This is a genomic window from Streptomyces sp. SDr-06 (assembly GCF_003324565.1).
Lineage (GTDB): Bacteria > Actinomycetota > Actinomycetes > Streptomycetales > Streptomycetaceae > Streptomyces.
The window spans coordinates 1-13,394 of the sequence record NZ_QOLA01000051.1; the positions used below are offsets into that span (position 1 = coordinate 1).

At 69.0% G+C, this 13,394-nt stretch carries 13 protein-coding genes and 3 pseudogenes; 8 read left to right on the forward strand and 8 right to left on the reverse strand.

Annotated features, from left to right (window positions below):
* On the forward strand, positions 1-693 hold a 693-nt coding region (locus DT019_RS38705), incomplete at its 5' end, for a ribosome-inactivating family protein (protein WP_147267424.1).
* Positions 694-987: 294 nt separating this feature from the next.
* Here DT019_RS38705 and DT019_RS38710 read toward each other — a convergent pair.
* From DT019_RS38710 to DT019_RS40665, 6 genes and pseudogenes are all read right to left on the reverse strand, one after another.
* Positions 988-1,545 carry a transposase gene (locus tag DT019_RS38710; protein WP_262985369.1) on the reverse strand — a complete coding sequence of 186 codons (558 nt, stop codon included), beginning with the start codon at positions 1,543-1,545 and terminating at the stop codon, positions 988-990.
* Entirely contained in the window at positions 1,542-2,081 is a 540-nt protein-coding gene (locus tag DT019_RS38715) for a winged helix-turn-helix domain-containing protein (protein ID WP_114041693.1), read from the reverse strand. The genes DT019_RS38710 and DT019_RS38715 overlap by 4 nt, the downstream gene beginning before the upstream one ends.
* A 192-nt stretch (positions 2,082-2,273) precedes the next feature.
* Complete coding sequence (locus tag DT019_RS38720; protein ID WP_147267425.1) at positions 2,274-2,747, reverse strand: RICIN domain-containing protein; 474 nt, start codon at positions 2,745-2,747, stop codon at positions 2,274-2,276.
* A 40-nt stretch (positions 2,748-2,787) separates the two neighbouring features.
* The gene (locus DT019_RS38725; protein WP_189390320.1) at positions 2,788-3,252 is read right to left on the reverse strand and encodes an RICIN domain-containing protein; all 465 of its coding nucleotides are present in this window, start codon (positions 3,250-3,252) and stop codon (positions 2,788-2,790) included.
* A gap of 227 nt (positions 3,253-3,479) precedes the next feature.
* A pseudogene (locus tag DT019_RS38730) lies at positions 3,480-3,716 on the reverse strand (oligopeptide/dipeptide ABC transporter ATP-binding protein); the annotation flags it as partial.
* Between the two features lie 102 nt (positions 3,717-3,818).
* A complete protein-coding gene (locus DT019_RS40665) occupies positions 3,819-3,977 on the reverse strand; it encodes a hypothetical protein (protein ID WP_223279987.1) in 159 nt (52 codons plus the stop codon).
* Positions 3,978-4,107: 130 nt separating this feature from the next.
* On the opposite strand from DT019_RS40665, the pseudogene DT019_RS40670 reads away from it, so the two are divergent.
* Positions 4,108-4,332: pseudogene (locus tag DT019_RS40670) on the forward strand (transposase); the annotation flags it as partial.
* A 970-nt stretch (positions 4,333-5,302) separates the two neighbouring features.
* A complete protein-coding gene (locus DT019_RS40675; RefSeq protein ID WP_223279989.1) occupies positions 5,303-5,725 on the forward strand; it encodes a transposase in 423 nt (140 codons plus the stop codon).
* Between the two features lie 29 nt (positions 5,726-5,754).
* On the opposite strand, the gene DT019_RS38745 is transcribed toward DT019_RS40675, so the two are convergent.
* On the reverse strand, positions 5,755-6,045 hold the full coding sequence (locus DT019_RS38745; RefSeq protein ID WP_147267426.1) for an amidohydrolase: 291 nt from the start codon (positions 6,043-6,045) through the stop codon (positions 5,755-5,757).
* Between the two features lie 274 nt (positions 6,046-6,319).
* On the opposite strand from DT019_RS38745, the gene DT019_RS38750 reads away from it, so the two are divergent.
* The 5 genes from DT019_RS38750 to DT019_RS38770 all read left to right on the forward strand — a co-directional run bounded on the left by DT019_RS38750 (position 6,320) and on the right by DT019_RS38770 (position 11,564).
* Complete coding sequence (locus DT019_RS38750) at positions 6,320-6,883, forward strand: sigma-70 family RNA polymerase sigma factor (RefSeq protein WP_114041697.1); 564 nt, start codon at positions 6,320-6,322, stop codon at positions 6,881-6,883.
* Entirely contained in the window at positions 6,868-7,515 is a 648-nt protein-coding gene (locus tag DT019_RS38755) for a hypothetical protein (RefSeq protein ID WP_147267427.1), read from the forward strand. Before DT019_RS38750 ends, DT019_RS38755 begins: the two co-directional genes overlap by 16 nt.
* Before the next feature lie 111 nt (positions 7,516-7,626).
* The gene (locus DT019_RS38760) at positions 7,627-9,210 is read left to right on the forward strand and encodes a beta-propeller fold lactonase family protein (RefSeq protein ID WP_189390322.1); all 1,584 of its coding nucleotides are present in this window, start codon (positions 7,627-7,629) and stop codon (positions 9,208-9,210) included.
* 33 nt (positions 9,211-9,243) lie between these two features.
* Positions 9,244-9,960 (forward strand): DUF1775 domain-containing protein, encoded by a 717-nt coding sequence (locus tag DT019_RS41215; protein WP_223279990.1) that lies wholly within the window; start codon positions 9,244-9,246, stop codon positions 9,958-9,960.
* A gap of 485 nt (positions 9,961-10,445) precedes the next feature.
* Positions 10,446-11,564, forward strand: a complete 1,119-nt coding sequence (locus DT019_RS38770) for a serine hydrolase domain-containing protein (protein ID WP_223279988.1) — start codon at positions 10,446-10,448, stop codon at positions 11,562-11,564.
* Between the two features lie 690 nt (positions 11,565-12,254).
* Here DT019_RS38770 and DT019_RS38775 read toward each other — a convergent pair.
* Positions 12,255-13,067: pseudogene (locus DT019_RS38775) on the reverse strand (IS5 family transposase); the annotation flags it as partial.
* Positions 13,068-13,394 lie beyond the last annotated feature (327 nt).

A 13,394-nucleotide genomic window follows, 5' to 3' on the forward strand; every position in this document is an offset into this window, starting at 1 on the left:
GAACTCCAGGACCCGACCCCGATCGGGCAGGGCCGCATGACCCACCGGGTCATCGGCGTGGGTGACCGGGGCACCCGGAACTGGGGACTGATCGGCATCGGCAGGCTCGCCGACCGGCCCGAAGACGATGTCCAGCTCGTCTTCGACCCCGAAGACCTGTACATCCGGGGCATTTACCGGCGCTTCGACAACACGCTCTACCACTATGCCGGAGCCGACATACCCGACGCGCTGTTCCCGCCGCCGACGGCCGAGAGACCGGTCCCGGTGAGACGACAGCTCCCTTTCCCCGTGAACTACCGCGACCTCCCCAACATCACCGTCGACCAGGGCACGCTCACCGGCGCCGTCGAAACCCTGCGGACGAGCAACGACACCCGCGAGCGTGGCGCGCTGCGGAACGCGATAGAACTCATGGCGGTTACCTTCGCCGAAACCGCCCGCAACCGGCTCATCCAGAATGAGGTGTTCACCGCACTGCGCGGGGGCGGCACCTGGCGGGTCGGGGGCCACGACACCGTGATGAACAACTGGAACCGCATGGGCGCCACCATCAGGACGGCCGAAGCGACCAACGCCTGGGAAACGACGACCGATCAATTCCAGCTCGACGGCGTCGAGCACGGCGGGCAACAGCAGACCTACAGCGCCCTGTTCCTGCTCGGGGTTGTCTACATGGTCAAGAGAAGGTAACGCCCCGAAACGAGGCCAGCCAAAGAGACGCTCCGTCCGGCCGTCACCCCACCGGACATTGGCTGTGAGGGCCGGACGCGACGTCGCGGCATGCCGCGTGTATGCCGCGACCGGGGGCGGAGTCGGCAGGGGACACGCCCGCTCGGCAGAAGCAGGATGGCGTCTGGACACAGTGGCCCGAGGCCGAACCTGTGTGAGGCAGCATGCTCATGGGCCAGGGGCGGGGTGAAGCTTCCCCAAGGTGAGGACTGAGCCTCCAGCGGTGCGAGCCGCTGGAGGCAGGCAGTGCATCACCTACTGCTCTCTTCGGCGTGATGTCGGGGTAGGCGGGTGGAGCTTCAAGCCGGTCTCGACGAGGCAGCCGTCGATGAGGTCGGGACGGTGCTGAGTGTGGCTGAGACTCCGGCGGAGGGTGCGTTCGAGATGGTCGGGGTCGGTGAAGGCGGTGTTGGCGAGCGGGCCGCGCCGCATCAGCGACCAGATCCCTTCCGCGGGATTCAAATCCGGTGCGTATGAGGGGAGTTGCACTATGGTGAGCCCGTCGTGAGCGGCAGCGTACTGCCGCATGTCGGCGGCACGGTGGGTATTGAGATCGTCCCAGACGAGGACGACGGGGGCGTCGAGCTGGATGTGAGCGCGGACCGCCAGGTCGCGGTAGTCGGTCCAGGCGAAGCTCCGGCGGGCTCCCTTGAAGGGCATATGGAAGCGGGGCCGGTAGATCAGCCGGGACGGTTCGCCGAGCTTGTAACAGCACAGGGCAGCGATCGAGATGCGGCGCCGGGAGCGTCCGCGGACCCGCACCGTCGGGGTGTGTCCGCGTGGGCCCCACGTGCGGGCGCGTGGCGGCGTCATCGAGAATCCGGCCTGGTCCTCGAAGACGATGAAGGCTCCGAGCGCCGCCGCGGTGTTTCCACCTGCATCCACACCCCCTTCCTCCACAGGGCCACCGCGTGCTCGTCGCGCTCCAGTGCCCGCCTGGCCGGGCACTGCCAGGACCAGCCGTGCCGGTGCATCAACCGCCACGCCCCCGCCGGCGAACAGGCAACCCGGAACTTGCGGACGATCACTGCCCTGATCCGCAGGAGTGGCCATCGCTGGTCCTCCCAGCCGTGCTCGGCCGGGCTCCGCGACAACTCACCCTCCAGCTCGGCGAACTGTGCATCGGAAAGCCGGGGCAGCCTGGGCGGGCCCTTGGAGGCCAGGCCCTCCATACCACCCTCGCGCCACGCGCGTCGCCAGCGTTCCACCGACCGCTCACTCACCCGCAGATCCTTCGCGATCACCGCGGTCTTCTCACCGCACGCGAACCGCCCACCGGCCGCCCGGCGAATCCGCTCACGGAAGTGCTGCCGCTCCGTGGTCAGCCCTCCACCCTGCGCGTACCGCAGGGATCACTCATCGTCACTACCCGACATCCCGCCGAAGAGATCAGTAATCAAAGATGAGGTCACGGACACCCGCGCGCACACGCGGTGGCATCCCTCGGGGGCCGACGAGTCAACGCGCAGGCAGCCGAAGCGCCAGTCAGACCCAGAGTCAGACCCCCGAGCGATGCCGCCTACATCCGCACTGTCCGACCCTCAGGACCAGAGCTGGTAGACGTTCCCGTCGTTGCACTCGTGCGTGTAGACCTTGCTGGCGTCGTTGGCATCGAGGCATTCGCCGGTGGCCACGTTCTGCAGCTTCCAGCCGTCGCCGGTGTTGATCTCCCGCCAGCGCTGGTAGTCGTTCTGGCCGCTGCTGCAGGCCTCCACGTAGGCGTCGCGGTCGGTGTACCCAGCGAGGCAGGAACCCGGTACCTGCGCCATCCGCTCGATGAAGACATTGCCTCCGACGTTGACGTCGTGCCACTTCGAGGCGCCGAACGAACAGGGGTAGAGGCCGACGTCGTTCCAGCCGGAGTGGTGGTCCCACATGCCGCTGAGACAGCCTCCGCCGTTCTTGTGGTTCCACACGACGTCACCGTCCGCATGGGCCGCCGCGCTCGTCCCGACGATCAGGAGCGGTGCGACCAGGGCCGCACCCACCAAACGCCCCATACGCTGCCGGATCACTTCAGTTCCTCCTTGGTGTAGCGGTCTGCGGCACGTTGTCTCAGTACCAGAGCTGGTAGACGTTTCCGTCGTTGCACTGGTGCATGTAGACGGAGCTTCCGTTGCTGTCGAGGCATTCGCGGGTCTGCCGGTTGCGCAGCTTCCAGCCGTTACCGGTGTCGATCTCGTCCCAGCGCTGGTAGTTGTTTCCGCTGCAGGACTCCAGGTAGACGTCGTGGTCCGTGTAGGCCGTCATGCAGTAGCCGGGACTGGACGCGTCCTTCTCAAGCCAGCTTCCGTCGCTCTGGTGCACGTCGTGCCAGAAGGCGACGGTGTTGTGACACTGGTCGACCTCGACGTCGTTCGGCGTGCCCGCCCAGTTGTAGCTCGGCTCCAGGCACGCGTTGTCCAGCTTGTGGGTCCAGTGGACGTCCGAGTCGGCGTGGGCCGCCGCGCTCGTCGCCAGGACGAGGAGCGGAGCGGCTGCGAATGTTCCGACCGCCTGAGCTATGCGCTTGAGACGCATGTCTGATCCCCCTGTTTCGCAGTGCGATGGATTAGGTGTCCGGACTCGTGCGGAGTGCGGACCACGTCGGCGCCGACTCCCCGTTGGCACCCTGCGCAACCGTATGCAGCCGGGCGCCACCGAGCAGCACCCGCAGCTTCCCGGGATGTGTCCCGTCGACATCTCACCGTCCTGACCTGCGATGTGGGAAGCCGAGCACCCTCCATCCCGGGACGACCCGCCGGAACTCACCCAGCCTCCGGAAAGTGGCAGGCAGCCACCTCCCGCCCCTCGCCGGGCACGACGGTTCGCAGCACCGGCGCCTGGGTGCGGCAGATCTCCTCGGCGCTCGCGCAGCGCCGGTGGAAGGCGCAGCCGGGCGGGGGTGCGGCCGGGCTCGGGGGGTCGCCGAGCAGGGTGATCCGCTCCCGGCTCCGCTCGGCCGCCGGGTCCGGCAGCGGCACGGCGGACAGCAGCGCCCGGGTGTCGATGTACGACTTAGGCTGGCTCCGGCAAGAATTTCGTAGACGAAGATCAGGGTGGGGCAGGCGGGTTGGTGTCTGGATAGCGGCGACGGAGGTGTGCGATCAGTACGACTCGTTGCCGGAGCAGGGTATGCCGGCCCGTCCTCCCATGATCCTTTTCTGGAGCTTCACGGTGATGCGCCCTTCGTTGACTCCCGAGCTGAGCTTGACTCTGTCGGTGGTCTTGGGGTTTCCCGGTGCGTCGGCGTGATCGGTGGGCATGCTCGGGGTGTTCCGAGAGCCTATGCAGTTGTCGAGGTGTCCGTTGTCGCTCCGTCCTCGTTCCGGTGAGCAAGTCCCGCCTCTGACTGCGCAGATCGCGCGGGCGAGCAACCCGGGCGGTACGACGGCGATGTGGGTGAGAGACCGGCTCGACGGGCTGTGGCGTGACGAGGACTTCGCCGACTGGTACCCGCGAGACGGGCGCCCGGGCCTCTCACCCGCCCAGCTGGCGACCGTGTGTGTGCTGCAGTTCGTGCTCGGCCTGTTGGACCGGCAGGCCGCCGAGGCGGTCCGCTGCCGCATCGACTTCAAGTACGCCATGGCCATGGAGCTGGACGACCCCGGCTTCCACCACAGTGTCCTGGCCGACTTCCGCGACCGTCTCGCCGAGGATGACCGCGCCGACCGCCTCCTCGACCTCGCGCTGGCCCGGCTCAAAGAGGCCGGCCTGGTACACGAACGCACCACCCAGCGCACGGACTCCACCCACGTCTTGGCCGCGGTGCGGGATCTGGCCCGCCTTGAGCTGATCACCGAGGCGGTCCGCGCCGCGCTGGAAGAAGTCGCCGGCACCGCCCCTCACCTGCTGGACGGACTGGTCGATGAGGAGTGGGGGCACCGTTATGGCCGCCCGGTCCGCCTGGGCAAGAACCCCACCAAGCCCAAGACCAGGATCCTGGCCACCGGCAACGACGGCGTCCGGCTCCTGGAACAGCTCTACCTGCACGGAGCAGACCGCGCATCCGGCCCCCGTGTCCAGGCCCTGCGTCAGATCATGGTGCAGAACTACCATCGTGACACCGCAGGACACCTGTGCTGGCGCAGCGCCGAAACGGAAGGCGGGACCGGACTGCCGCCCTCGTCCCGGGCGATCGTCTCGCCCTACGACACCTCGGCCCGCTACGCACGGCACGGACACATCATCAGCTGGAAGGGGTTCTCCGCCCATCTGACGGAGACGTGCGCTCCCGACGGCCCCAACGTGATCACGGACGTGGCCACCACCGCGTCCACCACCCACGGCAGCAAGGTCCTGCCCGGCATCCACACCCGCCTGCACCGCCGCGGCCTGCTGCCCGCCGAGCACTTGGTCGACAGCGGCTACACCTCCCTGCCCCACCTGGAACAAGCCGCACGCGACCACCAGGTCACCGTCTCCGGGCCGCTTCGGGGCAACCCCACCGAACAGCACCGCCGAGGGGAGGGCTTCGCCCGCGACGACTTCCACATCGACTACGACCGCAAGCAGGTCACCTGCCCCCAGGGCCAGGTCAGCCGGCTGGCACGGCCCCTACCCAACCTCCTCACCCACCGCCGCCCCGCTGATCGTCGCGCGGTTCACCAAGGGCCAATGCCAACCCTGCCCGGCCCGCCCTCAGTGCACCACCTCCCGCGCGAGCCACCGCACCGTGGGCTTCCCTCCCCGCGAACTCCGCGATCTGCAACTCCGTGTCCGCACCGAGCAGCAGACACCCGAGTGGAAGGCCCGCTACGCCGTCCGCTCCGGAGTCGAGGGCACGGTCAACGAGTTCGCCCACGGCCACGGCATGCGCCGCTGCCGCTACCGAGGCCAGAGCAAAGTCCACCTCCAGCACGTCCTGACCGCCATCGCCGTCAACATCGAACGCCTCAGCGGTCTCCCCCCGACCGAGGAAGCGCCCCAGCCGCGCCGACCGACCGCCTTCCAGACCTACCTCGATCGGCACAAGATCCCCCGGTCGAAGTCCTGGCGCACCCTGGGCACCTGACCTTGGCAACTCCAAGATCACCGACAGAGTCAAGCTGAGGCAGGTTGCCGGGGACGGCCCCTTCGGGGCGGCACCGAACAACGCGAACGATCCCTGAACGGCGTCGAGCACCCGTCGCCGAAGACTTCGCGAACGGTGTCCGCCAGGAAGTCGGTCTCGGCCCCGTCGGTCACGGTCACCGGATACCCGGGAAGACACTCGATCTCCGCCTGCCGGCCATGGGCGGCCGCGACGGACCTCACCAGCTCCACCACGGCGTCGGCGACCTTGGGCTGCGCCTCGTCGTCGCCTTCGGAACCGGTGCAGTTGCCGATTCCCAACACTCCCGGCGGGACGGTCGCTCCTGACGTCACCCGGATCCCGCCGCAAGGTGGCCGGCGCCGCGTGTCCCGCGGCAACCACGGCCGAAATCCCGGGGGGTGCGGTAGGCGATGTGACGTACCGGGCAGCACGGGTGAGGCATGTGTCGCAGGTCACGTCGCGTCTCGTCAACGCTGCCGCTGGAGTCCCCGTATCCCTTCGCGCAATCACGCAGGGTGCGATCGGAGGGGGCCGGATGAGCGTGTGGCATGCCGGGTACGGCGGGCGTTCCTGATGGGTGTCCGGCTGTGGCGCACACGGCGCAAGTCGGGGGAAGCGCCTTTCGATAGTGAGGCGGGGGTTCGAGGGGCCTACGCCGCGTACGGTGGCGAGCTCTTGGGGTTCGCGCACAACGCGCTCGGTGACCACCAGTTGGCCGAGGAGGTGGTCCAGGAGGTGTTCCTGCGGGCCTGGCGCGCCTCTGACTCCTTCGACAGCAGCCGCGGGAGCGCGCGGACCTGGCTGTACGCCATCGCCCGCAACGTGATCGTGGATGCCCGGCGGCGCCGGGACATCCGGCTGCCCGCGGCCCACGCGGAGGAGGCGGAGCGGGAGAACACGGCTACGGACATCGACCCGTACGACCAGCTGCTCGCACGGATCGAGCTGCGCGAGGCACTCGACCGGCTGCGTCCCGAGCACCGGGAGGCAGTCATCGAGGTGTACTTCCTCGGCCGGAGCTGTGCGGACCTTGCCGGCGAACTCGGCATCCCTGCCTCGACCGCCCGCAGCCGCCTCTACTACGGCATCCGCGCATTGCGCGGCATCCTCGACGAGAACGGATGGCTGGCACCATGAACGACGTCTGCACGGCGATCCGCGAGGAGGCCACAGAACTCCTGCTCCTGGGCAAGCCGTTGCCCCCTGCGCTCGCCCGCCACGTGGCGTCGTGCGAGGGATGCGCCGAGGACACGGAAGGGGTGCGCCGGGTGGTGCGCACCTTCGAGCGCGTCGACTCCGTTCGTGTTCCGCCGGCCCTCCCGGAGCTCGGTACGGCCACCGCCGTTGGCGCGGCGCGGGTGCGCGGGCCGGTACGCCGCAAGGTAGCGGCCGCCGTCGCGTCCCTGGCGCTGGCGGCCTGCGCGGTCTTCGTGACCTGCGTGGTGACCTCCGGCAGCGACAGCCGTCCCTCCGCCGCCTCCGTCCAGGTGGCCCAGGACGGCGAGATGATCGCGCGTCCCTGGGGCACCGAGATTCCGGTTTCGTTGTCCGGGCTGCGGGCGGGCAGCACCTACCGGCTGATGACCGGCAACGACCTCGGCGACCGGGTCCAGGCAGGCAGCGTGAGGGCGAGCGGTCAGGACGGAGCCCCGCTGCGCGTGCACCTGACCACCGCCATGAACAAGGACGCCATCACCACGCTTTACGTTCAGGACGCGGACGGGCGCTTCATCGCCCGAGCCCCCGCGGGGCCGCGTCACAGGTCCTGAGACGGGGCGGGCTGCCTCCCGCCTCGCCGCTGATCCCCACCCGTGAGGGCCGGTTGCGTGCCGGCCCCTCTTTCGACGCGCCCATAAGTGCGCTAGATGTGGAGGTTTGTAGTGTTTTCGATCAAAAGGCTTGCTGGTATCGCCGCGGTGCTGACCGGCGCCGGTGCGACGGCCCTCGGAGCGGTGAGCGTCGTCCAAGCCCAACCGTCGAACCCGGCCTCCGGCCCGCACCACGCGCTGAAGACCACCGCAGGTGACAGGACATCGGCCAACGTGCCCATTTCGGGCCCGGACCGCGTATATACCGCCGATCAGACCTCCAACACGGTCACCGTCATCGACCCGTCCACGAACAGGACGCTCGGCACCATCGCGCTGGGCGCCCAGCGTCTGGGCACCACGCTCAGCCCGCAGTTCACCAAAAACGTGGGCGTGCACGGTCTGGCGTTCTCCCGTGACCACAAGCGCCTCGGTGTGGTGAGCGTAACGAGCAACACCGTCGACATCATCGACACGGCCACCAACAAGGTGATCAACGAGACCGATGTCGGCCGTGCCGCGCACGAAGGCACCTTCACGGCGGACGGCGCACAGTTTTGGGTGGCCGACCGCGGACGCAACACCGTCACGGTCGTCGACGCGGTGCGCGGAGGCGTCGTCAGCACCATCAACGTCGGCTCCGGCCCGTCCAAGGTGTTGCTCAGCCCCGACGGTAAAACGGCCTACATCAACCACATCAGCGCGCCCGAGATCACCGCGGTCGACGTGCACACCCACAAGATCCGCTACATCATCAAGGGCCTCGGGGACGCCTTCTCCTCCGACGCGGCGATCTCGCCCGACGGCACGGAGCTGTGGGCCTCCCACAAACGTGCGGGTGTCACCAGCGTCATCGATCTTCGGCACCGCAGGCTCACGGCCGTATTGAAGACCGGACCGGACACCAACCACCCCAACTTCGCCGACACCGAGGAGGGTTCGTTCGCCTATCTGACCGTGGGCGGTCTCGACCAGACCCTCGTCTACCGCCGAACCCCGGGAGGCACACCGCAGCTGGTGTCACGAATCCAGCACACCGGCCACGCTCCGCACGGCATGTGGCCCAGCGCAGACGGCACCCGCATGTACGTGGGCATGGAGAAGTCCGACGCCGTCGACGTCATCGACACCACGACCAACAAGGTCATCCACACCATCAGCGTCGGCCAGGAACCCCAGGCGCTGGTGTACGTGCCCAACGCGGCGCCGCTCGGCTCCGCGGCCAACCTCGGCCGCCAGGGCCTCGGCGACATCCCCCGCAACGTGCCCACCACCCTGCCCGACGGGGCCGCGGGCGAGCCCATGCGCCCCGCTGACAAGGGACGCCGCCTGGAAGCCACGGTCCGGCCCGTCAGCGGACTCGACATGATCCAGCTCCAGGCCCGCGATCTGCAGCCGACCACCACCTACCAGGCGTACGCGGTCCAGAAGGACGGCAGCAAGGTCCCGCTGCTGTCCTTCACCACGGACTCCTCGGGCAACGCCGCCCAGGTGCTGGCCTTCGCCGACTTCACCGGGGCGAGCGTCTCTCTCACGTCCCAGGGGCAGGCCACCTCGCAGACACTGGCCCGCATGTCGGCCGCGGCGGCATCCATGCACCTCGGCCCGGACAACGCCGTCGGGGCCGCCGACCTGGTGTACTGCGACTGCTGCTGAAAGGGCGCCACCACCATGCCTCGCACACCCCGCATGCGCTCCAGCCGGTGCGCACACCAAGCGGCCGCCGTACTGGGAACGGCCGCAGGAGCACTCCTCCTGTTCACGGGGAGCGCCTCCGCGCACGTCAGGGTCTTCTCCGAGGGTGCCAAGGAGGGAAGCGCGGCCACCCTGCGCTTCCGAGTCCCCTCCGAGAAACCGGACGCCACCACCGTGCGCGTCGACGTGACCCTTCCAGCCGGAGTCACGTGCACCGGCTCGCCACCAGTCCCCGGGTGGACCGCTGAGGAAATCCCCGCCTCCGGCAGCAGAACCGCCCACCTCGTGTGGACCGCCACGGCAGGCAACGAGCTCACACCCGACCAACATCGCGACTTCGAGGTACGGGTGGGCCCGCTTCCGAAGAAACCGAGCATCGCCTTCGACGTGGCCCAGACGTACTCGGACGGCTCCGTGGCGAGCTGGAACCAGCCGCCAACAGGCGTCAAAGCCCCAGAATTCCCCGCTCCCGTACTGGTCCTGGACGCCACCGCCGCCGACGCCGAAAAAGCCCGAAGGGACATGAGCGCACTCCCGATGCCCGCTCCGACGGCCACCGCGACCCCGGCAGAGGCCGCCGGACAGCAAGAAACTGGCGTAGCGCCGTGGCTTCGTTGGGCGGCCGCGGGTGCCGTCGCACTGAGTGCAGGCGCCATCGTCGTGGTCCATCGCAGGACGGTGCATGACACAACGGGGGCGGTACGGCGGTGAACAGCTGACCGCGGCGCCTAGTGCGGTGCCAGGCGAGCAGGGGCCGACCGCGAAGCGGATCGCCGCCGACGCGAGGGGAGTTCGAGGTCGCTCACCCCTCGCGTCCACCGCGCTGTCGGCCCGCGCCACGCTCCCGCCGATCGTCGCCGTAAACGACAGACGCCGGTCGAGAGACAGATGAACTGGCACTGCTCGCCCGGGCGAGGACCTGACCTGCCGAGCGTCGGCCGGTCAGCAGCCATAGGCACGGACGTGTCCCCGGCCGGGCGTGCCGGGGGTTACCCCTACCTGACGCCGGGCGGACAGCAGGATCGTCCCGCGTGATCACCGCCGGAGATGCTGGATCCGGCACATCCCGCCGGTTTACCCGGCATTTTCAACGGAGTTGACTCATGCGTGAGCAGGCGAAGCAAGCAATGCGAGCGAAGCAGGATGAGCGGCAGAGGTTCGGTTCCTCCCGGGAGCGGAGCGTTCGGCGCCGCGTCGTGTCGGCGGCTGCCGTGGTGGCCGTCGGCGCCATGGCCATGGGCGCCCTGGCACCGACCGCGGCATCCGCAGCCACCAGGCCGGACCGTGTCCAGCAGGGTCTGAACACGCTGGTGGGCGCCGACGGTCCGCCCGGGGCGCTGGCCAGTGTCACGGACCGCGACGGCCGCACCCGTACGTACACCGCGGGCACGGGCGACCTGGCCACCGGCTCGAAGGTGCCCAAGAACGGCCAGGTTCGGATCGGCAGCAACACCAAGACCTTCACCGCGGTGGTCGTGCTGCAGCTGGTCGCCGAGGGGCGGATCGCGCTCGACGGCAAGGTCGACGACTATCTGCCGGGCCTGGTGCACGGGGCCGGGATCGACGGAAGGCTCATCACCATCCGTCATCTGCTCCAGCAGACCAGCGGGCTGCCCAACTACAGCGACTACCTGGGCGACGAGGTCCGCTACTTCAAGCCCACCGAGCTCGTCCGCATCGCCCTGCGGCACGGGTCCCACTTCGACCCGGGGACGAAGTGGGAGTACAGCAACACCAACTACGTACTGGCCGGCCTGATAGTCGAGAAGGTCACCCGGCACTCCCTCGCCCACGAGATGGACCGGCGCGTCTTCAAACGCATCGGGCTGCGCCACACCTACTTCCCGGCTCCCGGCGACGCGGCCATCCGCGGGCCCCATCCCCACGGTTACTACCGGGGCGCGGCGGGCGCGCCCCTGACCGACATCACCGAGATCGACCCCTCCTGGGGGTGGGCGGCCGGGGCCCTGATCTCCACCACCTCCGAACTCAACCGCTTCTACTCCGCGCTCCTGGACGGCCGCCACCGCCTGCTGCCGGAGCCCCAGCTCGCCGAGATGCGCCGCGCCACCCTCCCCGCCGACAAGACCTTCGGCCCAGGCGCCCGCTACGGTCTCGGGCTCGTGAGCAGGCCGCTGCCGTGCGGCAAGGACGTCCTCTACTGGGGCCACGGCGGCAGCTTCCCGGGGTACGAGACCCGGGGCGGCGCCACCGACGACGGCCGCGCCGCCAACATCGCCGTCACCATGCAGCTGGACGACGAGGCGGCCAGGTCCCGCGTCGACCGCGTCGCGGAAACGGCCCTGTGCCGCTAGCGGCGGCGGCCGTGACCCGGCAGCCCGGCGGGAATCGCGTACACACTGGAGCCGCTGCCGCCCGTGACGGGCTTCGACCACCCCTCGGTGGGCGCCGGCGGCACCATACGCAGCATGCCGCCGGCAACGCGACGGGGGCGCTCGCGGACAGCGGGCACCCCTGGCTCTCCGGCATGACGTGCCGGGCGAGCGCACCCTTGCTCGTGCCGCGAGCCCAGGTGCCGCACGCGCACTCGTAGCTGTTCACCAGCTCGGGGCCGGCCACGGCCCCGGACTTCGGGCACGGGCTGCTGCCTTCGGGAGCGTCATGCTCGTACAGGCGGCCGCTACGCAGGCTCGCCTTCGTCGGGGTGCCGCACGCCGGGCATACGCACTTCTTCGATGGTGCAAGAACATGCTTCGGCACGTCGTCACCCTCCGCTTCGTCCTTCTGCCCGTCCAACTCCCCATGCGCCAGGCGCCGTTGCATTGCTCCCCCGCCCTGCCACGGCCCACACCTGAGCGCCCCTGGTGGCCCGTACCACGGGCAGCTTCCCGTCAGACGGGTGGGCGTGTGCCGCCACCGCTGCTGACCCCACCGCCTCGTGAACAGCGTCGTCTCCGAGGGCTGAGACCTCCCGCAGATCAGGTGGCGTGCACGGTGACGTACAGGTCTCCGGGCTCACCGCCGTACTTACACGGTGTCCTATGGGTTGGGCGGATGTATCGCTTGTAGCAGCAGAGGGCGGCGGCGAGGCCGAGAAAGGCCAGGTAGTTGCGAGGGTGGCGTTCGTAGCGGGGGCTGAGCCGGCGGTAGCCGGACAGCCAGCTCATGGTGCGCTCGATCGCCCAACGATGGCGTCCCAGACGCTCGCTGGACTCGATGCCCTTGCGGGCGATCCGTACGCCAATGCGCTTGCCGCGGACCCATTTACGCAGGTGGGGCTGGTCGTATGCCTTGTCGGCGTGGAGCTTGCGGGGTTTGCAGTGCCGGCCGCGTTCGGGGTCGTCTCTCGATTGGAGTCCGGCGGTCATGGGCTTCAGCCCCTGGCAGTCATGGGTGTTGCCACTTGAGATACCGACCACGAGAGGCAGTCCCGATCGGTCGGACAGGACATGCATCTTGGAACCGGGTTTACCCCGGTCCACGGGGCTGGGGCCGGTGAGTTCGCCCCTTTTTTTGGCCCTCCCGTGGGCGGTGTCGAGGAGGACGCGGGAGAGGTCGAGTTGGTCTGCCGCGGCGAGTTTGTCGAGCGCGGCCCGGTGCAGCCGGCCCCACACGCCCGCTCGCGACCAGATCAGGAACCGGCGATGGGCGGTCGACTTCGAGATCCCGAAGCATGGCGGCAGAGCCCGCCAGGCGCAGCCGCTGACCAGCACGTAGACGATTGCGGCGAACAGGGTCTCATCAGGCGTGTCCGGCGTCCCGCCGCCTTGCGGCCGCACCTTCGACGGAGGGATCAACGGCTTCGCGATCTCCCACAGCCCGTCCGGAACAATCCAACTCCACGCACTCCGCCCCATGTTGAGGCCCTACCCCGCCTCACCACATAGGACACCCTTAGTCGGCATCGACGAAACCCGCCCACGCTGGCTGGACACCTGAAACCCCACCTGCGAAGTCCGGGGTTACCGTTAGTTCGCTAAACCCGGCGGTAGCGGGGTTGACGCGCAGTCAGGGCGGTCGTAAGGCGGAGGGAGGGGGAAGTCGGCAGCCTTGCCGGGTGGGGGCGTGATGACTGAGCGACGGATGTGTCTGCCTGCGCCGGGACCGTTGGAGGAGTACGCGGCCTGTTTCGATGATCTGTTCCTCAACCTCGCCCAGCGGCGTGGGTTTCGTGAGTACCTGAC

What these genes read in the sequence shown, in the direction of transcription:
- DT019_RS40665 (WP_223279987.1), bottom strand. Translation starts at nt 3,977, where the DNA reads ATGCCCACCGATCACGCCGACGCACCGGGAAACCCCAAGACCACCGAC.
- DT019_RS38755 (WP_147267427.1), top strand. Translation starts at nt 6,868, where the DNA reads ATGGCTGGCACCATGAACGACGTCTGCACGGCGATCCGCGAGGAGGCC.
- DT019_RS38725 (WP_189390320.1), bottom strand. Translation starts at nt 3,252, where the DNA reads ATGCGTCTCAAGCGCATAGCTCAGGCGGTCGGAACATTCGCAGCCGCT.
- DT019_RS38710 (WP_262985369.1), bottom strand. Translation starts at nt 1,545, where the DNA reads ATGACGCCGCCACGCGCCCGCACGTGGGGCCCACGCGGACACACCCCG.
- DT019_RS41215 (WP_223279990.1), top strand. Translation starts at nt 9,244, where the DNA reads ATGCGCTCCAGCCGGTGCGCACACCAAGCGGCCGCCGTACTGGGAACG.
- DT019_RS38750 (WP_114041697.1), top strand. Translation starts at nt 6,320, where the DNA reads ATGGGTGTCCGGCTGTGGCGCACACGGCGCAAGTCGGGGGAAGCGCCT.